This is a genomic window from Sporosarcina trichiuri (genome assembly GCF_030406775.1).
GTDB classification, from domain to species: domain Bacteria; phylum Bacillota; class Bacilli; order Bacillales_A; family Planococcaceae; genus Sporosarcina; species Sporosarcina trichiuri.
This window is the reverse complement of the sequence record NZ_CP129119.1, coordinates 828492-850368: the sequence shown is the minus strand read 5'-3', so window position 1 is coordinate 850368 and position 21877 is coordinate 828492. Positions and strand designations below refer to the sequence as shown.

22 protein-coding genes are annotated in these 21877 nt (G+C 52.6%); 6 read left to right on the top strand and 16 right to left on the bottom strand.

The window, feature by feature from the left end:
- Positions 1-8: 8 nt before the first annotated feature.
- From QWT68_RS04520 to QWT68_RS04510, 3 genes are all read left to right on the top strand, one after another.
- Complete coding sequence (locus QWT68_RS04520; RefSeq protein WP_040286428.1) at positions 9-263, top strand: hypothetical protein; 255 nt, start codon at positions 9-11, stop codon at positions 261-263.
- A 124-nt stretch (positions 264-387) separates the two neighbouring features.
- The gene (locus QWT68_RS04515) at positions 388-1995 is read left to right on the top strand and encodes an ABC-F family ATP-binding cassette domain-containing protein (protein ID WP_290149845.1); all 1608 of its coding nucleotides are present in this window, start codon (positions 388-390) and stop codon (positions 1993-1995) included.
- Positions 1996-2110: 115 nt separating this feature from the next.
- Positions 2111-2863, top strand: a complete 753-nt coding sequence (locus QWT68_RS04510) for a hypothetical protein (protein ID WP_290149843.1) — start codon at positions 2111-2113, stop codon at positions 2861-2863.
- Between the two features lie 48 nt (positions 2864-2911).
- Here the strand turns inward: QWT68_RS04510 and QWT68_RS04505 are convergent, their stop codons facing one another.
- Together QWT68_RS04505 and QWT68_RS04500 are read right to left on the bottom strand one after the other, a co-directional pair.
- On the bottom strand, positions 2912-3112 hold the full coding sequence (locus QWT68_RS04505) for a cold-shock protein (RefSeq protein ID WP_040286426.1): 201 nt from the start codon (positions 3110-3112) through the stop codon (positions 2912-2914).
- 207 nt (positions 3113-3319) lie between these two features.
- Entirely contained in the window at positions 3320-3622 is a 303-nt protein-coding gene (locus QWT68_RS04500) for a DUF1033 family protein (RefSeq protein WP_040286425.1), read from the bottom strand.
- Between the two features lie 207 nt (positions 3623-3829).
- On the opposite strand from QWT68_RS04500, the gene QWT68_RS04495 reads away from it, so the two are divergent.
- Both QWT68_RS04495 and QWT68_RS04490 read left to right on the top strand, forming a co-directional pair.
- Positions 3830-4507: a 5-bromo-4-chloroindolyl phosphate hydrolysis family protein gene (locus tag QWT68_RS04495; protein WP_040286424.1), complete on the top strand. Its 678-nt coding sequence runs from the start codon at positions 3830-3832 to the stop codon at positions 4505-4507.
- On the top strand, positions 4479-5675 hold the full coding sequence (locus QWT68_RS04490) for a toxic anion resistance protein (RefSeq protein WP_040286423.1): 1197 nt from the start codon (positions 4479-4481) through the stop codon (positions 5673-5675). Before QWT68_RS04495 ends, QWT68_RS04490 begins: the two co-directional genes overlap by 29 nt.
- 17 nt (positions 5676-5692) lie before the next feature.
- On the opposite strand, the gene QWT68_RS04485 is transcribed toward QWT68_RS04490, so the two are convergent.
- The 6 genes from QWT68_RS04485 to murG all read right to left on the bottom strand — a co-directional run bounded on the left by QWT68_RS04485 (position 5693) and on the right by murG (position 14201).
- Positions 5693-7594, bottom strand: coding sequence for a vWA domain-containing protein (locus QWT68_RS04485; protein ID WP_290149838.1), 1902 nt, complete (start codon positions 7592-7594; stop codon positions 5693-5695).
- Positions 7595-7604: 10 nt separating this feature from the next.
- Positions 7605-8447 (bottom strand): ATP-binding protein, encoded by an 843-nt coding sequence (locus tag QWT68_RS04480; RefSeq protein ID WP_425313929.1) that lies wholly within the window; start codon positions 8445-8447, stop codon positions 7605-7607.
- 85 nt (positions 8448-8532) lie between these two features.
- Complete coding sequence (locus QWT68_RS04475) at positions 8533-8733, bottom strand: DUF6501 family protein (protein ID WP_040286421.1); 201 nt, start codon at positions 8731-8733, stop codon at positions 8533-8535.
- A gap of 77 nt (positions 8734-8810) precedes the next feature.
- Complete coding sequence (odhB, locus tag QWT68_RS04470; protein ID WP_040286420.1) at positions 8811-10058, bottom strand: 2-oxoglutarate dehydrogenase complex dihydrolipoyllysine-residue succinyltransferase; 1248 nt, start codon at positions 10056-10058, stop codon at positions 8811-8813.
- Between the two features lie 43 nt (positions 10059-10101).
- Entirely contained in the window at positions 10102-12921 is a 2820-nt protein-coding gene (locus QWT68_RS04465) for a 2-oxoglutarate dehydrogenase E1 component (protein WP_290149831.1), read from the bottom strand.
- A gap of 197 nt (positions 12922-13118) precedes the next feature.
- Complete coding sequence (gene murG, locus QWT68_RS04460; RefSeq protein WP_290149829.1) at positions 13119-14201, bottom strand: undecaprenyldiphospho-muramoylpentapeptide beta-N-acetylglucosaminyltransferase; 1083 nt, start codon at positions 14199-14201, stop codon at positions 13119-13121.
- Positions 14202-14319: 118 nt separating this feature from the next.
- On the opposite strand from murG, the gene QWT68_RS04455 reads away from it, so the two are divergent.
- Positions 14320-15675, top strand: coding sequence for an MATE family efflux transporter (locus QWT68_RS04455; RefSeq protein ID WP_290149826.1), 1356 nt, complete (start codon positions 14320-14322; stop codon positions 15673-15675).
- Between the two features lie 46 nt (positions 15676-15721).
- On the opposite strand, the gene QWT68_RS04450 is transcribed toward QWT68_RS04455, so the two are convergent.
- The 8 genes from QWT68_RS04450 to QWT68_RS04415 all read right to left on the bottom strand — a co-directional run bounded on the left by QWT68_RS04450 (position 15722) and on the right by QWT68_RS04415 (position 21874).
- The gene (locus QWT68_RS04450; RefSeq protein WP_290149824.1) at positions 15722-16582 is read right to left on the bottom strand and encodes a CAP domain-containing protein; all 861 of its coding nucleotides are present in this window, start codon (positions 16580-16582) and stop codon (positions 15722-15724) included.
- Positions 16583-16771: 189 nt separating this feature from the next.
- Positions 16772-17671, bottom strand: coding sequence for a CobW family GTP-binding protein (locus QWT68_RS04445; RefSeq protein ID WP_040286416.1), 900 nt, complete (start codon positions 17669-17671; stop codon positions 16772-16774).
- A 64-nt stretch (positions 17672-17735) separates the two neighbouring features.
- Positions 17736-19232 (bottom strand): lmo1851 family serine protease, encoded by a 1497-nt coding sequence (locus tag QWT68_RS04440; RefSeq protein WP_040286415.1) that lies wholly within the window; start codon positions 19230-19232, stop codon positions 17736-17738.
- 78 nt (positions 19233-19310) lie between these two features.
- The gene (gene deoD, locus QWT68_RS04435) at positions 19311-20015 is read right to left on the bottom strand and encodes a purine-nucleoside phosphorylase (RefSeq protein WP_040286414.1); all 705 of its coding nucleotides are present in this window, start codon (positions 20013-20015) and stop codon (positions 19311-19313) included.
- 79 nt (positions 20016-20094) lie between these two features.
- Positions 20095-20316, bottom strand: coding sequence for a YozE family protein (locus tag QWT68_RS04430; protein ID WP_040286413.1), 222 nt, complete (start codon positions 20314-20316; stop codon positions 20095-20097).
- A 20-nt stretch (positions 20317-20336) separates the two neighbouring features.
- Entirely contained in the window at positions 20337-20759 is a 423-nt protein-coding gene (msrB, locus tag QWT68_RS04425) for a peptide-methionine (R)-S-oxide reductase MsrB (RefSeq protein WP_040286412.1), read from the bottom strand.
- A complete protein-coding gene (gene msrA / locus QWT68_RS04420) occupies positions 20756-21283 on the bottom strand; it encodes a peptide-methionine (S)-S-oxide reductase MsrA (protein WP_040286411.1) in 528 nt (175 codons plus the stop codon). Before msrA ends, msrB begins: the two co-directional genes overlap by 4 nt.
- Positions 21284-21295: 12 nt before the next feature.
- On the bottom strand, positions 21296-21874 hold the full coding sequence (locus QWT68_RS04415) for a YpmS family protein (RefSeq protein WP_040286410.1): 579 nt from the start codon (positions 21872-21874) through the stop codon (positions 21296-21298).
- Between the last annotated feature and the right edge of the window lie 3 nt (positions 21875-21877).

The window sequence follows — 21877 nt, the reverse complement described above, 5'->3', positions numbered from 1 at the left end:
TGGCGTACATGAAAATCATACATTGGTCGTATACACGCAAGTATCAGATCAAAGGTATATTCGACTTGTTTCCTGACGCTGTAGTCATCTTCCGGCAGATCAACGGCTATTATTTCATCCGCTCCATCAGGGGGCTTGAGCCGACCTATCTGCCAGAACGAAAACATTATGTACAAATGGAATATTGCATCAATAAAGAGCTCGGCACACTTGCAGCCTACCAGAACCGGCGTGCACTCGGCAGACAGCAGCAGAGCAGCTGACTGCGCAGTTTACGCGGCTGTTTCCATTGTAAATCCGGCAGCGGGATTATGCCACTTTGAATGGTTCCCCAGGCGCCGGTATTCATGCTATAATAGGCAAAGTGTGAATTTTAGGAGGTCAATCATGTTAGCAGTGAGTAATGTCAGTCTCCGGTTCGGGGACCGGAAACTTTTCGAAGATGTTAATATACAGTTCAACCCCGGCAACTGTTACGGTCTGATCGGTGCGAACGGTGCCGGCAAATCCACATTCCTGAAAATCCTTTCAGGAGAACTGGAGCCGCAGACAGGCAATGTCATCCTCAATAATGACGATCGTCTTGCAGTCCTGAAACAGGACCACTTCCAATATGAAGACGAAGCCGTACTGGATACCGTCATCATGGGTCATAAGCGCCTGTATGACATTATGACAGAGAAAAACGCCATTTACATGAAAGAGGACTTTTCCGACGAGGACGGCATGCGTGCAGCTGAGCTCGAAGGCGAATTCGGCGAGCTGAACGGCTGGGAAGCTGAATCGGAAGCAGCAATCCTTCTCCAGGGCCTCGGTATTCCTGAAAGTATGCACTCGATGAAAATGGCTGAACTGACAGGTTCGGACAAAGTGAAAGTGCTCCTCGCACAGGCCCTGTTCGGTAAACCTGACGTGCTGCTTCTCGATGAGCCGACCAACCACCTCGATCTGAAAGCGATCCAGTGGCTGGAGGAATTCCTGATCGGATTCGAAAACACGGTCATCGTCGTATCCCACGACCGTCACTTCCTGAACAAAGTGTGTACGCATATCGCGGACCTCGACTTCAGCAAAATCCAGATCTATGCCGGTAACTATGACTTCTGGTACGAGTCAAGCCAGCTTGCGCTGAAATTGTCCCAGGAACAGAACAAGAAAAAGGAAGAGAAAGTGAAGGAACTGCAAGCGTTCATCGCACGGTTCAGCGCCAACGCTTCAAAGTCGAAACAAGCGACTTCGCGGAAGAAGACTCTCGACAAGATCCAGCTCGACGACATCAAGCCTTCGTCTCGCCGCTATCCATACGTCAATTTCCAGCTTGGCCGTGAAATCGGCAACGACGTGCTGATGGTCCGTGACCTGTCCAAGAACCAGGATGGCGTCCAATTGCTGAAAGATGCATCGTTCACGTTGAACAAGGAAGACAAAGTCGTCCTGATCGGCAACCCGCTCGCGAAGACGGCACTCCTCGATATTCTCGCGGAAGAAGCGGAAGCGGACGCTGGAAGTGTCAAATGGGGTGTTACAACGTCGCGTGCATACTTCCCGATCGACAACAGCGAATTCTTCAAAGGGAATGAAAAGACACTTGTCGAGTGGCTCCGTCCCTATTCACCGGAAGATGAAACCGAGACGTTCCTGCGCGGATTCCTCGGCCGTATGCTGTTCTCCGGCGAAGAAGTGAACAAGAAACCGTCCGTCCTCTCGGGTGGCGAAAAGGTCCGCTGCATGCTGTCCAAGATGATGCTCACAAATGCAAACGTCCTTCTTCTCGACGAGCCGACGAATCACTTGGACCTCGAGTCCATCCAAGCGCTTAACAACGGCCTGATCGCGTACAAGGGTGCTATGCTCTTCACCTCCCATGACCATCAGTTCATCCAGACAATTGCGAATCGCGTCATCGAAATCAACGACGACGGAACGATTTTCGACAAGATGATGGGCTATGATGAGTACTTGGAATGGAAAGAAGCACAGCCTGCAGGGAACTGATTGAAATCAAAAACACAGGAGCCGCCGGATGATCCGGCGGCTCCTGTGTTTTTCTATTTTGACGGACATGATTTTGGGCAATCCGGAAATACTAAAGAAAAAGGAGAGGATTGCAATGAACCGATGGATAGGTTTCCTGCTGCTGATCATCCCCCTTCTTCTCACGCCCGCCTGCTCGAAACTGAACGGTCAGGATGTTACCACTCCCGATAATTCAGGCAATAGCGGAGAACGGACACCGCTTGACGAAGACAGTACAGGTGACGGTGAGGAGAACCGGGCGGACAGCAGCGGCGATCCCGAAAAGACAAAAGCTGACAGTGATGAAGAACACGGCGATATCCAGAATCCCGCGATGATGGACTATTTCCTTCCCGATGGCTCAAAAGTGCATTACAAAGGGCTCGGGAATGAGTATGCCGAAATCGACATGCAGGTGTTTCATCCATATGAAGACATTGTCATGACCTATGAAGACAACGGCGGCTCTCTGATCCGGAAGCTGTTCAAGGTCGAAGAGGACAAAATCATCAAATTGGATGAAGAGCATGTCGATACGGAATCCAATGCACCGTCCATCGCAGAGATCAAGCAGATGGAACGGCAGGGAATCTATTTGCAGAAGCCATTTGAAAAAGGGGCTTCCTTTGAGCATTGGACAGTCGTCGATACGGATGCTTCCGTCGATACACCCTACCAAAAATTCGATCATGCCATCGTAATAGAAGAAAAAGGGAATGACTACGTCAACAGGCGCTATTTTGTGGAAGGGTTCGGTGAGGTGAAACGGGAGTCGGTGATGAAGGGCGAGAACGACGAAGAGTTCACGATCACTTCCATCATGGAGTCGGTGAAACAGCCGCATTAAATCCATAAAAAAGAGGACCTGCCTCGGCAGGTCCTCTTTGTTCGGTTATTAGAGTTTAATAACGTTCGCAGCCTGGAGACCGCGGTTGCCTTCGACGATTTCGAATTCAACCTGCTGGCCTTCGTCCAATGACTTGAAGCCTTCGCCCTGGATTGCTGAGAAGTGTACGAATACGTCGTCTTCTCCGTCAACCTCGATGAAACCGAAACCTTTTTCTGCGTTGAACCACTTGACTGTACCTTGTTTCATAAAAAATTACCCCCAAATTATGATTGCTAATACATGAACCCGCCAGTGAAAGGCAAAATTCACGTATTACAAAAAGTACCGACGCAGCCGATCACTTTCTGTAATACGTGAATAGTTGTTCGTTGCGAGTATCTGCTATTAACCTGTAAAACTACTATACCATACAGCTAGTATATGTCAACGACACAATAGGAAATATTCTAATTATTATTCATCCAGGAAAGGAACCGGTTTCTCGCCGGATAAAATGAAAATCCCGTGATACAGCTGCAGATCCTCATCACATCCGTCACAATACGTCCGCTCCCCCGGATTCCAGAAGGCGGTGAACGTCCGATGTTTGCTGCGCTCCTTCTTGAAACGCGGACGCATTTCCTCCATCAGGGAATGTGCATACGCTGCCGCCTCTGCCAGTTCTCCGAAATAACGCCGGCTGCGCACCATTTCATCCCACCCATCAAACATCCACCAAGGTTCGTAATCCGCTTTCATGTAAATGACTTCATACATAGTGCAACCTCTTTTCCTGTTCAGTTGACAATTATACAAAGCACCCTCATTTTTTCCAAGCAATGCGTTCCGGACCCTGTCCTAAATATTCGTCTCCGGCCGAAATGTGCGGTATAATTGCAGAAGAACGATACTTAGACGAAACCTTTTACTGATCGATACGTAATAAAGATAATCACCTTACTCGAAAAGGAGGGCTGTCTGACGATGAAAAAAGTAAAGCAGTTCTTTTTGCGTCACTTCATCGTGGCACCCGTCAGTTTCGGAACGTTCTTTTTCCTGCTGCTCGGTACGGGGATGAACCTATTTGCTGCGACCGGCATCCTCATTGCCATGTATCTCGGCGGCACATTCGGCATCAAACAGCTCCAGATCGGCTCGGCAGTCAAGGAACTCGGCATGACGCGTTCCGAATATAAACATATTCAGTTCCAGCTCGAAGAAGCGAAAAAGAAAGTCAAAAAATTGGGCAGCCTCTATGGACAAGTGCGTTCCGTCCAGGCATTCCGGCAAGTGTATGAACTCAGCAGCCTGTCACGGAAAGTCATGACCATCGTCCGGAACGATCCGAAGAAGTTCTATCAGACCGAGCAGTTCTTCTACGCTCATCTCGATTCTGCCGTCGAACTGACGTCCAAATATGCCCTGCTGTCGAATCAGCAGCTGAAAGACAAGGAAGTGCGGATTGCACTCCAGCATACCCGGGAAACGATCACCGACGTCACCCGTCAGTTAGAAGATGACCTGCAGGATGCGCTTGCAACCGACCTGGCCGCCCTGCAGCTCGAACTCGATTATGTCGATGTGACCATGCGGCGCAGAAAAGAACTGCCGACTACAGAGGAGGAATTACTCGATGACCGAAAACAAGCCAATGACCGATGACGTGACATCTTTCGATGACTTGCTGAGCAACCCGTTCAGCCAGGATGATCAGCTGCTTCCTGAAGAAATGCAGACGAAACAGCCTGCTGCAGGTCAGCCTGTCAAGCTCATGGAGCGGCTGACAGATGAGGAACAGCAGAAAGCGAAGGAATTGGCGTCACAAATACCTGTCGGCGATTATGAAGCCATCCTGACATACGGATCAGCTGCACAGAATGAACTGTCCTCATTCTCCCATAAGATGCTCGACCACGTGCAGAGCAAGGATATCGGGCCTGTTGGAGATGTGCTGAACGACCTGATGGGCAAGCTTTCCGAAATCGATCCCGATGATCTGTCAGAGAAGAAGAAGTCGGGTCTGAGCCGGCTGTTCAATAAAGCCTCCCGGTCCATCCAGGAAATGATGACGAAATACCAGAAGCTGAGCACTCAGATCGATCGCATCGGTATCCAGCTTGAACATTCGAAACGCGGCCTGATCGAAGACGTGCATATGCTCGATAACCTGTACGAACAGAACAAAGTCTATTTCCAGGCACTGAACGTCTATATCGCTGCAGCCGAGCTGAAGCGCGACGAACTGGCTGGCGAAATCATCCCGAAGATGCAGGCGGACGCCCAGCAGTCGAACGACCAGATGGCGATCCAGGAAGTGAACGATATGATCCAGTTCCTTGACCGCCTCGAGAAACGTCTGTATGATCTCCAGCTATCCCGCCAGCTGACGATCCAGAGTGCCCCGCAAATACGAATGATCCAGCAGACGAACCAGACGCTCGCCGAAAAGATCCAGTCATCGATCATGACATCGATTCCCCTCTGGAAAAACCAGATTGCGATCGCCCTGACGCTCAATCGTCAGAAGAAAGCCGTCGAGTCCCAGCAGCTCGTGACGAAGACGACCAATGACCTGCTGCTCCGGAACTCGGAAATGCTGAAGATGAATTCAATTGAAACCGCTAAAGAGAACGAACGCGGGATCATCGAAATCGATACTTTGAAGAAGACACAGGAAAACCTGATCCAGACGATTGAGGAGACTCTCGCAATCCAGGCGGACGGTCGTGCGAAACGGAAGGAAGCCGAACGGGAAATCGGACGGATGGAAGAAGAACTGAAACAGCGTCTGCTCAATATCCACGAAAAAACGCAAAATCGTCCGCTTTGAGACGATTTTGCGTTTTTTTATTGCGTCACGATGGTCAGCAGCTTCCGCAGGATACGCAGCGTCTGGTCGGCAAATTCCTCAACCGAGCCGGCTGCTGCCGTTTTGCTGCCGAACATCGCAGAAAACAGCTCCCGCTGTTCCTCGGTCGTCTCTACGGCGGATAAGAACAGGTGAATGACGGAGATTCCCTCCCGCTCCGTCTCCCAGACCGCTTCCGCCGTATCCAGGACGCCATTCCGGTCGTACCCGAATGCCGATGGCTCCCCATCCGAAAATACGAGAAGGAACTTGTGCCGTTCCTGCCGTTTCGCCAGGCGCCCGGCCATCCAGCGGATTGCAAAGCCGTCACGGTTATCTTCATGAGCAGTGAAATTCATGATCGCGCCGCCGCTGTCCGTCCGTATGTCTTCGAAAGCATGCATGATCTCAAAATAATTCGGCTGTATCTCCTTCGTCGCTTCATAGGCATCTTCATAATACGACGCGATTTCGAACGGCACGGACAGTGCCCGCAGCACATCGTGGAACAGCAGAACGGCTTCCTTTGTTTCATCCAGTTTATCGATCATCGATGCAGAACCATCAACGAGAAGGCCGAACACAGCGTCGAGCTGGATGGAAGGCGCTGACTTCCTGTAGAACGGTTTCGGCCGCTCCTCCGTCAGCAGGCTGGTGAGCTTGGATGACAGACGTCCGGACGCAAGGCTTTCCCGCCGATCCTGCCGTTTCTGCTGCAGCCGTTTCCGCATCTCGGCGGTGATCGCTTTGACGAGCGGAGTATGCTTCGATCGAAGCAGTTCAAGCCTGCGGCGCTCACTCCCGTCTGTTTCATCCGGCAGCCGCACGACCTCATACGTGACATTCCGGTTGGCAGGGCCGAATGAGTCCCCCGCCCGTTTCATGGCAGTCTCCAGCTTTCCATCTTTGTGCGCTGCTACCCCCGACTCTGCGATTTCATCCTCGTTCCCTATCGACGTCCCTTTGCCGGTCTGCTGGATACTGGACGGATCATCCCCCGCCTTGGCATCATCCGAAGCCGACAGGCCGGACGTTCCTTGCTGGAGATCGAATGTCAGATGAGGCCCTTTTTCATCTTCCGTTTCACGGTGCCAAGCACGGAATTCCTCCTCGATCGTTTCCTTTTCCACGGATGATCCGATTTCTTCCGTTTTTGTTTTTCCGGATGGTGTCTGCATCCGCTCCCCGTCCTCAAACCCATCCCCGATCGTATAAACAGGCAAAATTACGTCGATCTGCAGGCTGCCTGCCGCCAGTTCGAGAATATGTCTTGCCAGCAGGATGCTGTCCCGCGTGGATGAGACGTCATAGACCTGTTCCGCAAGAAGCCGGATCCGATCTATCGGCAGACTGCCGAGGAGCGGATCCGGTCCTCCGAGCGTTCCGAGATGGATATCCAGAAACAGCTGGCTGATCAGCGCGTCTGCCAGAAAACCACGTTTTGCGTTGGCGGCCAGCCGATCGCGATGGTAAGCAGCGTACACGTCCCGCCGAGCATCGAACACCCTGCTTGTTCCCGGACGCTCAATTCGGATAGCTTCGGTGAGCCGGAATTCCTCCAGCATCATGACAAGCTGACGTCCGAGGATCGGCAACGGAGAGGCTCCTTCGGAAGCGGTGAATTGCCGCCATGCCCGGAGGTCGAACTGCCGGAAAAAGCCTGCGGACAGCAAGTATATATCCGACAGCCGGCCAAGATGTGTGACAGTATCGTCACGATGCCGCCAGAAGACGCTCATGGCGAGGACTGATTCCTTTGGCTGGTATTCGATCAGCTGCCGCTCTGTCAGGCGCAGGTACGGCGCTTCGGCGAGCGATTGTGCAATTTTTTCGTACAGCATCAGACTATGTGTCTCTACGGACTCATCGTTGAATTGGATGAACCGGCTTACTTTGCTCATCGCTCTCCCCTCACTTCACCCATGTGGCTGCCAGTTCGTTGACCAGGTCACGTTCCATCCTATCTTCCAGCAATTCTGCAATCGCATAGCGGACCGCACGGCCGATCGGTATATGAACAGCAAGTTCCAATGCATTCAGCAGGCTCCGGACTGAAGCCGCTTCGTCAGCCAGCAGTCCGTTTGCCACCTGTTTGGTCAGGTCTTCCGACAAGTTCATCAGGACATCGACCGTATCGGCCGGGGCATCCGGCACAGCTCGTTCGAGTACCTGGCGCAACTGACCGGCTGCCAAGTAGGGTATCGAAAACGACACAAAGCGGTTTTTCAGTGCTTCGTTCATCGGTGACGTCCCGATATAGCCTTCATTGATAGCTGAGATGACGGAAAAGTCAGGATGCGCCGTCAGCACCTCGCCCGTGAATGGATTCGTGAGCATCCTTCTGTGATCGAGGACGCTGTGCAGGACCGGCAGTGTTTCGGGTTTTGCCATGTTGATTTCATCGATATACAGGATATGGCCATTTTTCATGGCCTGGATCACCGGCCCATCGACAAACTCGATGATGCTCTGCCCATTCCTGACGATGATCGTCTTGAACCCCAGGAGTGCTTCAGCATCTAGATCGACCGAGCAGTTGACACTCTGCATCGGCTGATGGAACAGCGCTGAAATACTTTGCGCCAGCCGTGTCTTGCCGCTGCCGGACGGGCCTTTCAGCAAGACCGGTTTCCCGAGTGACACAGCTGCTGTAATATCTTCAAAAAGATGTTCTGTCGGGCTGATATATCCGCCGGACTGGATGAGCCGTTCTTCGTCTTCTGTATAGGTGCGTGCATGTCTGGACCGTATCATCCGTTCCACAATCGTTTCCACTCTGCAGTCCTCCCTGTTACGCAAAACGGTCTGATGCGATGGAAGCATCAGACCGTCTGCCGGATCATTCGAAATATGTCTTGTAATAGCCGCCGACTTTCCCTGTGTTATCGACAACGAACAGGAATTCTTCCGTCTCGTTTTTGACATCATAGGTACGGCCGGGCGTCAAGACATTCGTGACAAGATATTTTGCAGCGTCTGCATGCTTGCAGACGACTTGCCGGATTGCCGGAGCATCCGGCCATTCTTTGAACGATGACATTGCGGCTCCCGCCCTTCTGTAGGTAATGATGATGCAAGACACCGCCCATCAAACTGCAGGCGGTGCTGGCAGTCCGATTATGAACCGAGAAGGAGGTCTTCCGGATTCTCGATCAGTTCCTTGACCATCTTCAGGAAGCCGACAGAATCTTTGCCATCGATGACACGGTGGTCATACGAAAGGGCGACATACATCATCGGACGGATCTCAACGTTGTTGCCGACAGCGACCGGACGCTTCTGGATCGTATGCATGCCGAGAATGCCGACTTGTGTGCCGTTCAAGATAGGTGTCGACAGCAGGGAACCGAAGACGCCTCCGTTCGTGATTGTGAACGATCCGCCTGACATGTCTGCAAGTGTCAGCTTGTTGTCGCGTGCTTTCTTTGCAAGTTCACCGATCGTCGCTTCGATCTCTGCAAAGTTCTTTCGGTCAGCATCCACGACGTTCGGAACGACGAGGCCGCCTTCCGTAGACACGGCAATACCGATATCGTAATAGTTCTTCATGAGGAGCTCATCTCCGTCAAGCTCGGAGTTGACGTTCGGATATTTCTTGAGTGCCGCCACGACTGCCTTCGTGAAGAAGGACATGAAACCGAGACGGACGTCGTTCTTATCGAAGAATTCGTCTTTCTTGCGCTTTCGCAGTTCCATGACGTTCGTCATATCGATTTCATTGAACGTAGTGAGCATCGCTGTATTCTGCTTCACTTCCAGAAGACGTTTTGCGATCGTCTGGCGGCGGCGGCTCATCTTGACGCGTTCAACCCGGCCATCGTCCGCTGCAGGTGCCTGCTGTTTTGCAGGAGACGGAGCCGCTGGAGCCGGCTGGGATTTCGGCGCAGACCCGTGAGCTTCCACGTCCTGCACACGGATGCGTCCCATTGGGTCGACAGGTGAAACGTCTGCGAGATTGATGCCTTTTTCGCGTGCGAGCTTGCGTGCTGCCGGGCTTGCGATCGTACGGTCTCCTGAAGCAGCCTCTTCAGCTGCTGCAGGCGGTTCAGCTGCAGCCGGTTCCGATACTTGTGCAGGCTGCTGCGGAGCAGGCTCGACGGATGCCGCCGGCTGCTGTGCAGGAGCACCGGATCCGGCGCCGACTACTGCGATCACTTGTCCGACTTCAACTGTGTCGCCTTCTTCCGCCATCAGCTGCTGGACGGTCCCTGCTTCTTCCGAGATGACTTCGACGTTAACTTTGTCAGTCTCCAACTCAACGATGAATTCACCTTTGTCTACGTTGTCACCGGGCTGTTTCAGCCACTTTGCGATCGTTCCTTCGGTAATCGATTCTGCCAGTTCAGGTACTCGGATCTCTGCCACAATAAATTCCTCCTCTAAATATCGTTCAAAAAGTAGTTCAGGCTTACTGTTTCAGCGCTTCTTCGACAATGCGCTGCTGTTCGGCTTTGTGCATCGTGCCGTTGCCTTCAGAAGGACTTGCGCGATGGATCCTTCCGGTATAGTTTACCGGCAGGCCTTGTGAGATTTCGTTCAAATACGGACGCGCGAATGACCAGGCACCCATGTTTTTCGGTTCTTCCTGAACCCATACGATCTCTTCCGCATTCGGGTAGCGCTGGATGATCGCGGACAGTTTATCGGATGGGAACGGATACAGCTGCTCCACACGGGCGATGTGCAGATGATCGTAACCTTGTCCGTCTTTCACTTTCTCAGCAAGGTCGATCGCCATCTTGCCGCTGGTCAGGAGGATCTTTTTCACGCTGTCCGCGTTTTTCCCTGTATTCGGTTCTTCAAGCACCGTCTCGAAATGACCTTCCGTGAGATCTTCCACGTCTGCTCCGACGAGCGGATGACGGAGAAGTGATTTAGGAGTCGCCAATACGAGCGGGCGCTCGGCTTCATCACCCAGGATGGCCGCCTGCCTGCGAAGAACATGGAAGTAGTTCGCCGCGCTTGAAATGTTGGCGACGGTCCAGTTGTTTTCCGCACAGAGCTGCAGGTAGCGCTCGATACGTGTACTTGAGTGTTCCGGTCCCTGACCTTCATAGCCATGCGGCAGCAGCATGATCAGACCGGACTGCTGGCCCCATTTCGCGTTGCTGGAAGAGATGAACTGGTCGTACATCACCTGCGCCATGTTGGAGAAGTCCCCATACTGTGCCTCCCAGATTGTGACCGTCTTTTCCTCTTCCAGATTGTAGCCGAACTCATAACCGACTACGCCCGCTTCGGTAAGCGGACTGTTATAGGCGACGAACGATGCATTCGAGCCGCTGATATGATGGAGCGGTACGAACTCCTCACCTGTCTTCTCGTCGTGGAGAACGAGGTGACGATGAGCGAAAGTCCCCCTCTGGATATCCTGACCCGACATCCGGACCGGCTTGCCATCCTGCAGGATCGATCCCAAGGCGAGCTGTTCGGCGTGCGCCCAGTCGATCTTCCCTTTGCCGTTGAACGGATCCTGGCGGCGTTTGAGAATCCGGTCCAGCTTGCCGAATACATGGAAGCCTTCAGGATAGGTCAGCAGTTCCTCGTTCATGCGGCGCAGTCGGTTTTCTTCCACGCCTGTCTGGAGATCACGCGCATAGCCTGCGAGGACAGCTTCCGGTGTCGCGTTTGTTCCCGGTGTGCTGTCGGCGGATGTCTCCTTCACCTTATCGTAAGCCCGCTGCATCTCAGCGAATACATCCGCATCCAGCTTGTCGACTTCTTCCGCTGTCAGGATGCCTTCATTGACGAGTGCTTCCCCGTAAAGCTGGCGTGCCGTCGGATGGCTGTGGACTTCCTGGTACATTACCGGGTTTGTGACCATCGGTTCATCCATTTCGTTATGACCATACCGGCGGTAGCCGATCAAGTCGATCAGGATGTCCTTGCCGAATTTCTGGCGGTATTCGAAGGCGAACAATGCAGAAGCAATGACGTCTTCCGGACTGTCGGCATTGACGTGGACGATCGGCACCTCAAAACCTTTTGCCATATCCGATGAGTAATGGGTCGAACGGGAATCGTAATATTCTGTCGTGAAGCCGATCATATTGTTTGCGATAACATGGATGGAACCGCCTGTCTGGAAACCGCGGACCCGGCTGAAGTTGAACGTCTCCTGGACGATCCCCTCACCCGGGAATGCTGCATCGCCGTGCACCATGACAGCATATGCCGCGTTCGTATCCTGCACCGGAATCCCCGGAGCATCCGTGTTCTCCTGCGCTGCGCGTGTCTGACCGGCAATGACCGGATTGACGACTTCCAGGTGTGACGGGTTATAGGCAAGGAAACGGTCCATGCCGCCTTCTTTTTTATAAAGGGCGCCGAGATGGTACTTGACATCTCCGAACCAGCCGCGTGTCACCTCGACCGAGCCATCTTCCGGAAGGAATGGCGACGAAGGGACTCCCGCAAATTCGGCGAACATCATTTCATACGGTTTGTTCAGAATGTGCGTGAGTACGTTCAGTCGGCCGCGGTGCGCCATGCCGATCAGCATCTTCTTCGTGTCCGCTTCCTCAGAACGGCGTACGAGCTCATCGAGGAACACGACAAGCGTATCAAGGCCTTCTATGGAGAAACGTTTCGCCCCAACGAACGTCCGGTGGATGAATTTCTCGAAACCTTCGATCCTTGTCAGACGGTCGAGCAGCTGTTTCTTCTCATCCGCAGTAAGTGAGACTGCCAGCCGGCCGGATTCGATGCTCTGCTGGATCCACTGCTTTTCATCCTCATCGATCAGATGGGCGAATTCAACAGCGATTTTCCCTGTATAGAGCGATTTCAAGTAATTCACGGCATCCAGAGCATTCTCCACTTGAGCGGGTGCATCCTGAAGGAACAAGGATGCCGGCATCTCTTCCAGATCCCGTTCGGAAAGATCATAAGAGGACAGTTCCATGCGTGTTGCGTCTTTCGGACGGTCGTTCAGCGGATAAATATTCGCAGCGAGATGTCCGTATGCGCGAATAGCGTCCATCAGTCTGTAAGCGGACAGGACTTTCCCGAAATCAGCCGGACTGCCTTCTGTCCTTTCCGGCGACGGTGAGCCTGACTGACTTCCGGCTGCAGCCGGGGCTCCGTTCCTTCTGAAGAAGTCAGCAAGTTCTGCATCGACAGACTCAGGGTCGTTTTTGTACCGTTCGTACATTTCCATTACGTAGCCAAGGTTCGGGCCGGAAAAGGCCGCATACGGCGAACGTTCGGAACCAACACGATTCGACATGAATTATTACCTCCACATTTGCCTTTCGGCATGTTGCACAAATTTTTATATCCTTATCCATGTTACCATGCAGAATGAGGAATCGAAAGGGTTTCGTTCTAGTAACTGCATGTTTTATCCGCGAACTAGTTTACACGCTGCGGCTTATGGTTGCAAGGGTCAGGATCATATGAGACACGGAATTCCTTGCCGCATAATTATGCACCTGTTCGGCAGCCGAGGATGAGATCCGCCATTTCTTCCGGTGTTTTTGTCGAATCTGTCTTTTCCATAGTGGCGAGAATGGCCTGCCTGTCATCCTTGAGTCCATCCAGGCTCAACAGCAGCTCGGTTTCTGTCAGTTCTTCTTCTGTCAGAACACGGGCATAACCAAGTTTTTTGAAGTGTCGTGCATTCAGGATCTGATCGCCACGGCTCTTCTCAGCGGAGAGCGGCACGAGCAGCATCGGGATTCTGACTGCCAGCAGTTCGAAGATCGCATTGGAGCCGGCTCGGGATAAGGCGTAATCGGAGGCTGCCAGCAAGTGCGGCAGGCCTTCCGTCACGTATTCGAATTGGACATAGCCTTCCCTGCTGTCGAGTGACTCGTCGAGGTTCCCTTTTCCGCACAGATGGATCACCTGGAACCGGCTGAGCAGCTCGGGCAGACATCCGCGGATCCCTTCGTTCAGGACGGCGGATCCCTGGCTTCCGCCCATGACAATCAGGACGGGTTTCCCTTCCGACAATCCCGCCATGCGGAGTCCTGTTTTGCGATCGCCATCGAACAGCTCGGGCCGGATGATCGCTCCGATGCACGATGATCTGTCTGCGGGCACATAGGCAAGTGTCTCTTCGAAAACAGTGAAGATATGTTTTGCGAATGGAAGTGCGAGTTTGTTTGCAAGACCCGGTGACACATCGGACTCGTGGGCCACAACCGGAATGCGTGCAAGTTTCGCAGCCAGGACAACCGGCACGGAGACGAATCCGCCTTTCGAGAAGATGATCTCGGGCTTCAGCTTCCGCAATATGGAGTATGCCTGCAGGACCCCTGCTCCGACACGGAACGGATCCGTGAAGTTTTTCATGGAGAAATAGCGGCGCAATTTCCCGCTGTCGATTGCATGGTAGATGACTTCGGGATGACCTTTCCCGATCAGATCACGTTCGATCCCTTCATGGGACCCGATATAGTGTATTTCATAACCCCGCTCCAGAAATGCAGGAATGATCGCTTCGTTGACAGAGACGTGGCCTGCTGTCCCTCCGCCTGTTAACACGATTACTGGCCGTTTCATGTGGCCGTTCACCTCTTCTATTCGTTAAAAACTTAACGTCTTTTCTTCTAACCTCTTGATAGTATACCAAAAAAGCATGCTACAATTAGAGTCGAATTTGAAAAAGGAGGGGAAACCCATGGAACCTTCTCTTCTTCCGGAACGGAAACCGGTCCGTTTCCTGAAGATCGTGACACCGATCCTTATTACACAAGTGGCCCTGTACATGGTGACGTTCTTCGATATTCTTATGACTGGCCGCTACGATACATACCATCTGGCAGGCGTGACGATCGGTTCCTCATTCTGGGTGCCGGTCTATACAGGCCTTGCCGGCATACTTATGTCACTGACACCGATCATCGCCCAGCATATCGGCGCCCGCAGAAATACCGAGGTCCGGCCTGCGGTCCAGCAGGGGCTGTACGTATCGGCTGCACTGGCAATTGTCGTCTTTCTGCTGATCACCCTCGTGTTCTTCCCGGTCATCCGGTCGATGGGACTTGAAAATCCGGTCGGACCGATCGCTATCCGCTACTTGCAGGGCATGTCAGTCGGCCTGCTGCCGCTGTTTGCGTACACCGTTCTCAGGTCCTTCTTTGACGCGCTCGGATCGACACGGGTGTCGATGTTCATCATCCTCATTTCCGCGCCGATCAATGTCCTGCTGAATTATCTGCTGATCTATGGGAATTTCGGCTTCCCTGAGCTCGGCGGTGCGGGAGCTGGGTATGCATCCGGTCTGACATACTGGATCGTCTTCGGGATTGCTCTTGGGGTGGCATTGGGCGGAAGGCCGTTCCGTAAGTTCAGTCTGTTTGCACAGTGGCAGCGTCCGAAGTGGCTGTACTGGAAGGAGATTCTGGTCATCGGGGTGCCGATCGGCCTCTCCATTTTCGTGGAGACGAGTATTTTTTCGGTCGTCACACTGCTTATGAGCTCATTTTCGACCGAAGTCATTTCCGCACATCAGATCGCACTCAATTTTACGTCCCTGCTGTATATGATGCCGCTCAGCATTTCAATGGGCGCTACGATTCTTGTTGGTCAATCGGTCGGCGGGAACCAGTATGCGGATGCAAAACGATACAGCTACATGGGCATCACGTTTGCTGTCGCATTCAGTCTGCTGTCCATCGCCATCCTGCTGATCGCCCGCTCGTCGATTGCGTCCCTGTATACGACCGATCCTGCAATCATGGCACTGGCTTCCCAGTTCTTCATATTCGGTGCGCTGTTCCAGCTGTCCGATGCGGTGCAGGCCCCGATCCAAGGTGCCTTGCGGGGTTATAAGGACGTCAACATTACATTCATCATGGGGTTCGTCTCCCTGTGGGTCATCGGTCTGCCTGTCGGCTACGCCGCAGCTTCGTTCACCGGGCTCGGTCCATATGGATATTGGGTCGGCCTTATCGCCGGCTTGACCGTCGGTGCGGCTGTCCTGAGTTTCCGTCTGCGGTTTATCCAGCGAAAACACGAAATGCCCGCTCAATGAAAAACCGCTTCACTGCAAGTATGTCTGCAGTGAAGCGGTTTTTTGATCACTTCTGGATGAACTGCTGGGTCCAGTAGTTTCCGTTTGCATCGTAGCCGATACCGATATGGGTGAAACCTGGCGTCAAGATGTTCTGCCGGTGGCCTGGAGAATTCATCCAGTCCTGGACAACTTCCTGAGCGCTCCGCTGACCCATCGCAATGTTCTCAGCTGCAGAGCGGTAGGTGATGCCATTCGCTTTCATCTGATCGAACGGAGACCCGTATGTTGGACTTGTATGGGAGAAGTAACGGTTCGCTGCCATGTCGGCGGATTTCTGACGGGCCGATTTCAACAGTTTTTCATCAAACTGCAAAGGTTTCAGTCCGGCTTTCTGACGTTCTGCGTTCGTCAAGTCCAATACAGCCTGTTCGATCTGGCTTGCAGAAACTTGAGTCGAAGCTTCAGGCTGACTCGGTTTTTCTTGTGGAGGAGTCGGTACTGAAGGAGCAGTGTCAGGTTTCTGCTCGGGTTTCTGTTCGGGTTTTACCGGCTGCTCGGGCTTCGCTTCCGGCTTTACCGGCTGTTGCGGCTTTGTTTCCGGCTTCACAGGTGTCGGTGCGGGTTCCGGTTTAGCTGACGGTTCATCGGGTTTACTGTCCGGAGCAGGTGCGACAGGTGTCTGCTCTTGTCCGGCCTGATTTCTATATTGTTCGAAGAACAGTTTATACAGCTTGATGGAATCTATGTTGATGCGCCCATTGCTTCGGAATGCCTTAGAGTAGCAAGGCTGCTGGCCCGCTTCCAAATTGATCACTTGTGCTGCTGTCTTCGTCTGGACGGAATCCAGTGATGCTGCTTCTGCGTGGCTGGTATACGGCAAAACGAGTGCCGAACCCAGCAAGATGACTGCAATCGGTTTTTTCATCTTGTACGCCTCCCTTCGCAACTATCATATACGAAAGAGATTCGGCGAAAATTGGAAGAATCCGGTCTGGGGACCAATCCGGCTGGTCGAACCCTTTGTTAAGGTGATGTTTTTACGCACAGAAGGATATCTTTGGCAAGGTGCTGAGTTATTGCCATGTTTCGGATGTTGACATTCTCGCTGAAGAAGTTATTCGGCCTCCCATTCCAGCCTCTCGATGCCTTCCCCGATCATGACGATGCGAGCCGGCATCGTGACGTATTCCGGCATCCAATTCACCATCCCATATGCATACTGGAAGAGCATCGGATGCTTGGCGCCTTCCACTGGTATATAGCCTTTCATGCGGTACACTGTCTCCGGCAGCCTCCGTACCCAGCGCTCGACAGCTTCCTGTGTCACCGGTTCACGGAACTCGATGACCTTTGTTGAAATCGGCAAGTGCTTGCCTGAGATGACCGGACGTTCAGATGCGGACTTCCGGGCCAGCGTCTTTTCGATGAAACCGAAATCGAGCTTTCCCTGGACTGTCTGGACAATCGGAGCATCTTCATTTAAAGATGAAATCTCCATAGATATAGAGGCGAGTTCCGATTCACTGACCAGATCCGTCTTATTCAGCGCAATCAGATGGGCATGGCGGATCTGTTCCAGGAACAGGGCATGCATACGCGGAGACAGCTTTTCCCTGTGCAGCCAGTGCAGTGCATCCGCTACTGTTACGATCCCTTTGACAGACAGACGATCGGCAAACAGGGGAGAATGGACAGCGTCGAGCGCTTCCACCGGATGGGCCGCTCCCGTCGTCTCGATAAGGATGACATCGATATCCTCATAGTCCGTCAGCAGGCTTTGCAGCTGAGCCTCTGTGTTCTCTGAGCCCGTACAGCAAATACAGCCGCCGAGCAGTTCTTTCAGCGGCACGTCGCCGGATTGGGCCACGCTATCCGAGTCTACCGGGACGTCGCCGAATTCGTTCATGAGCACAGCCGGCTTCCTCCCTTGCGCTTGGAGCTGTTTGAGCGAGTGAAGCAGCAGCGATGTCTTCCCGCTCCCGAGAAAGCCGCTGTACAAATAGACATCTATCATCGAGACTGTTCCTTTCCTTGAAAGAAAGCGTCCGATCTCCAGGGATCAGACGCTTTCCAGCTCATTATTTTGCGATTTTCTTCTCAACTGTCTCTTTTGCCTTCAGCAGCTGAGGATCGTCGTTTTCCACTTTCTCTTTCAGTTTGTTCATCAGGCCGATTGTCGTATCACCCGTCAGCACGCCTGTTTCCTCAAGCTGCAGGTCAGCCTGCAGCTTCTTGACGGCCGCTTCGGTCTTTTCGTCGAACAGGCCGTTGATCTCACCGGGATCGTAGCCGACCGCTTTCAGCATTTCCTTGGCTGGTTCTGTATTCGGAGAGACCTCCCCTGCCTTCAGTTCTTCTGAAGGATCGAGGAACGGCAGCATGGCGTAAGTTGGATAGTCGACCTTCACATCCGGCTCGATCCCTTTCTTGTGGATCCAGTTGCCATCAGGTGTCAGCCATTTCGCTGTCGTGATCTTCAAGTTGGAACCATCTCTCATATCGGTCGGTGACTGGACAGTCCCTTTCCCGAATGATTTCGTTCCGACGAGCGGAATGCCTGCCGATTCCTTCAGGGCGCCAGCAAGGATCTCGGAAGCGGATGCACTGCCATCGTCGATGACGAGAGCAACCGGCACGTTGACCTTACGGCCGCCGGAAGCAGGGTACAGGACTGCCTTCTTGCCCCGTTCCTGTGTCTGGACCAGCGTCTTGCCTTCCTCCACGAAGAGGTCGGAAATTTTCAGCGCTCCGTCAAGTACGCCGCCCGGATTTTGGCGGACATCAAGAACAAGCCCTTTCATGCCTTTGGCTTCCATTTCATCAAGGGCTTTCAGCAGCTCATCATACGTATGCTCGGAGAACGTCGTCATACGGATGTGTGCAATTCCGCCGTCGAGCATTTCCGCATAGACGGTTTCGATCGGAATATCATCACGAGTCACTTTCACATCGAACGGCTCCGCCTTGTCACCGCGTTTGACGGTGAGCGTGACAGTCGTCCCTTTTTCCCCGCGGATCAGCATGACAGCTTCCGAAGAAGACATACCCTGGATGCTTTTTCCGTCAACCGCCGTGATGAGGTCGTTCGGCAGCAATCCTTCTTTTTCAGCCGGGGAGTTCTTGATAGGTGAGACGATTTTGATGTAGCCATCCGCTTCCTGGATTTCTGCACCGATCCCCTGGAAACTCGATGAGATGTTTTCCATCAGATGCTCGGTCTCCTCTTTGTTGAGGTAATCCGAATACGGATCATCCAAAGAATCGACCATCCCGTTGATGGCGCCGTCCAGAACTTTATTGTCGTCGATATTTTCGTAGTAGTTCTTCTTGATTTCGTCATATGCGTCATACAATTTCTGGAATTCAGCCCTGTCCGTTTTCTGCGGACTGACCACTTCCACCACTTTGTCCTCACCGAATGTCAGCGCGAAAAAAGTGATTCCCGCTGTCAGGATGACCAGCGTGAAAATCAGCATGACGAAAGAAAACGGCTTGATCTTAAAGTAGCGGTTCGCAGAAGGCGTACGCTCTGGTTCCGGCGAGCGGCTCGGCTCCCGCTGTTCGTTTTCGTCCATTTGGGATCCCACTTTCTTCGTTGAATTGCCAATACCGTCGAAAAAGGGCCGCTGATTTGCATGCGGCCCTTTTATCTATTACTCCTGGATCGCAGCTTCCAGAGCAACTTCGATCATTTCGTTGAAGGTCGTCTGACGTTCTTCGGATGAAGTTGCCTCGCCTGTCAGGATGTGATCGCTCACTGTCAGGATGGACAGTGCTTCACAGCCGTGTTTCGCAGCGAGTGTGTAAAGTGCGGCAGTTTCCATTTCGACAGCCAGCACACCATACGAAGCAAGTTTTTCGTGCTCTGCGTGTTCATTGTAGAAAAAGTCTTCTGTGAAGACGTTACCGACCTGGAGGTGGAGTCCCTTTCCTTTACCTGCATGATAAGCTTTCAGCAGCAGGTCGAAGTTAGCCGTCGGCGCATAGTCGACACCGTTGAAAAACGTACGGTTGATGGGCGAATTGGTCGTAGCGCTTTGCGCCAGGATGACATCGCGGACTTTGACGTCCTTCTGGATCGCACCGCAAGTACCGACGCGGATAAGTTTCTTCACACCGAATTCCTGCATCAGCTCTGTCGTATAGATGGAAATTGACGGAACACCCATGCCTGTCCCCTGTACGGAAATACGCTTGCCTTTGTATGTTCCCGTGAACCCGAACATGTTGCGGACTTCGTTGTATTGGACAACATCTTCCAAGAATGTTTCAGCGATGTACTTCGCACGGAGGGGATCTCCGGGAAGCAGGATCGTATCGGCGACATCGCCCTTTTTAGCGTTGATATGTATACTCATTTGTCCAAGCACCTCTTCTTTCTATTTCTTAACACATCATACAATTAAACCGTTTACTTTGCAACGGTATGCCGAGCTCTTACAAATACCGCTCCTCATACTGACGATACAAGTCATCGAAAATAACAGAGGGCATTTCGGAATCCGCTTTCTCTTCGATATAACGCGATAATGCGTCGAAAGAACGCTCACTCTTCGGAAAACTGTGATCGTTGAACATCCTTTCGGCGAATACCGCATTCAGGTCATCTTTTCCGCCGCCGCGGAATGAGAGGACAAATTGATAAAAAGAGCGGTCCATACGCGGACCCCCTTCCGTTCTTATTTGAATTGGGATTTATAGTCCCCGAGCCCTTCTTCGTCGAATTTATCGACAGGGACAAAACGCAGGGCTGCAGAGTTGATGCAATACCGGGTGCCGGCTTCTCCGGGTCCATCCGGAAATACGTGACCGAGGTGGGAATCCGCCGTCTTGCTGCGCACTTCCGTCCTCCGCATGCCGTGGGACGCATCGAAATGCTCGGTCACTTCCTCTTTCTCGATCGGTTTCGTGAAGCTCGGCCAGCCGCAGCCTGCGTCATATTTGTCTTTCGAACTGAACAGGGGCTCTCCTGACACGACATCGACATAGATGCCGTCTTCATAGTGGCTGTCGTATTCGTTCTGGAACGGCGGCTCTGTGCCCTGTTCCTGTGTGACGTGATATTGCAAATCTGTCAAACGGTTTTTCAGATCTTCTTTCATGGCTGCTCACTCCAATTCTCTGATTTGAATCGTTCGCGACCGGATCCGACGGAATACCGCTTGTAATGACCCGGGTTTTTCTTATAGTAATCCTGATGCCCTTCTTCTGCCAAATAAAACGGTTTGGCCGGCAGGATATCTGTAGCGATCGGTTCGCTGAATTTTTTCGATTCCTCAAGTTCCCGTTTGGACTGTTCAGCTTGTTCATGCTGTTCAGGCGTATGATAATAGATGGCCGTCTTGTACGATTCCCCGCGGTCAAAAAACTGTCCGCCGCTGTCTGTCGGGTCGATCTGCCGCCAAAAGATGTCCAGCAATTCCCTGTACGATATCACTTCATCGTCAAATTCTATCTGCACGGCCTCCCGGTGGCCCGTCGTTTCCGAACAGACCATCTGATAGGTGGGGTTCGGCACGTCACCGCCAGTATAGCCCGAAACAACGGATTCGACGCCGTCATACTTATGGAACGGTTTCACCATGCACCAGAAACAGCCGCCTGCAAATGTCGCTACTTGTTTCATCGTCTGCACTCCTTATCTTTTCAGAATTGACACATCGAGAACAATCTCATCCTTCTCCAGGTTGAACGATTTTGCACGGACGGATACCCCTTTGGCGACCGGAACTTTCGACAAGTCGATGAAAATCTCTTCCTCCTTCGGCCGGACGATCATCCAGGAAGGCAGCTTGATTGAATCCCGCAGGACCTTCAAAACAGCGGATGGCTGGATGTTCAGCTGTCCGAGTTCCATGGAGGATTGCTTCAGTATGAGGTTTCCATCCTCTCTGACGATCGGATCGAAGTGCATGACGACTGGCAGCCGGAACGAAAATACCGTCAGCTCCGAATAAAGGATCACATCATCCTTCACTTTCATCTGCACGGGCAGCTTTTCACCTTTCATCGCGTCACGGATATATGTATTCGCGATGCCCTCGAAGTCTTTCTTTGTCGTGCGAACCGTCAGGTGGTTCGCTTCTCCTTCACCGATCACTTCCGCAGCTGGCAGCTCCTGCGATTCACCGGCTGAACCGATCAGGAACAGCACCCCGGCAAATCCCGCAGCCACAACGCCGGATAATGTGAAGAAGGCTATTTTCCATCCATTCAAGCA

Bases quoted from the DNA above. Each gene is read 5' to 3' on its own strand.
- QWT68_RS04430 (WP_040286413.1), bottom strand. From the start codon at position 20,316: ATGGACCGCTCTTTTTATCAATTTGTCCTCTCATTCCGCGGCGGCGGA.
- QWT68_RS04465 (WP_290149831.1), bottom strand. From the start codon at position 12,921: ATGTCGAATCGTGTTGGTTCCGAACGTTCGCCGTATGCGGCCTTTTCC.
- QWT68_RS04445 (WP_040286416.1), bottom strand. From the start codon at position 17,671: ATGATAGATGTCTATTTGTACAGCGGCTTTCTCGGGAGCGGGAAGACA.
- murG (WP_290149829.1), bottom strand. From the start codon at position 14,201: ATGAAACGGCCAGTAATCGTGTTAACAGGCGGAGGGACAGCAGGCCAC.
- QWT68_RS04455 (WP_290149826.1), top strand. From the start codon at position 14,320: ATGGAACCTTCTCTTCTTCCGGAACGGAAACCGGTCCGTTTCCTGAAG.
- QWT68_RS04485 (WP_290149838.1), bottom strand. From the start codon at position 7,594: ATGAGCAAAGTAAGCCGGTTCATCCAATTCAACGATGAGTCCGTAGAG.
- QWT68_RS04500 (WP_040286425.1), bottom strand. From the start codon at position 3,622: ATGTATGAAGTCATTTACATGAAAGCGGATTACGAACCTTGGTGGATG.
- QWT68_RS04440 (WP_040286415.1), bottom strand. From the start codon at position 19,232: ATGGACGAAAACGAACAGCGGGAGCCGAGCCGCTCGCCGGAACCAGAG.
- QWT68_RS04480 (WP_425313929.1), bottom strand. From the start codon at position 8,447: ATGATACGGTCCAGACATGCACGCACCTATACAGAAGACGAAGAACGG.
- QWT68_RS04495 (WP_040286424.1), top strand. From the start codon at position 3,830: ATGAAAAAAGTAAAGCAGTTCTTTTTGCGTCACTTCATCGTGGCACCC.
- deoD (WP_040286414.1), bottom strand. From the start codon at position 20,015: ATGAGTATACATATCAACGCTAAAAAGGGCGATGTCGCCGATACGATC.
- QWT68_RS04505 (WP_040286426.1), bottom strand. From the start codon at position 3,112: ATGAAACAAGGTACAGTCAAGTGGTTCAACGCAGAAAAAGGTTTCGGT.
- QWT68_RS04510 (WP_290149843.1), top strand. From the start codon at position 2,111: ATGAACCGATGGATAGGTTTCCTGCTGCTGATCATCCCCCTTCTTCTC.
- QWT68_RS04450 (WP_290149824.1), bottom strand. From the start codon at position 16,582: ATGAAAAAACCGATTGCAGTCATCTTGCTGGGTTCGGCACTCGTTTTG.
- QWT68_RS04515 (WP_290149845.1), top strand. From the start codon at position 388: ATGTTAGCAGTGAGTAATGTCAGTCTCCGGTTCGGGGACCGGAAACTT.
- QWT68_RS04490 (WP_040286423.1), top strand. From the start codon at position 4,479: ATGACCGAAAACAAGCCAATGACCGATGACGTGACATCTTTCGATGAC.
- msrB (WP_040286412.1), bottom strand. From the start codon at position 20,759: ATGAAAGAAGATCTGAAAAACCGTTTGACAGATTTGCAATATCACGTC.
- QWT68_RS04520 (WP_040286428.1), top strand. From the start codon at position 9: ATGAAAATCATACATTGGTCGTATACACGCAAGTATCAGATCAAAGGT.
- msrA (WP_040286411.1), bottom strand. From the start codon at position 21,283: ATGAAACAAGTAGCGACATTTGCAGGCGGCTGTTTCTGGTGCATGGTG.
- QWT68_RS04475 (WP_040286421.1), bottom strand. From the start codon at position 8,733: ATGTCATCGTTCAAAGAATGGCCGGATGCTCCGGCAATCCGGCAAGTC.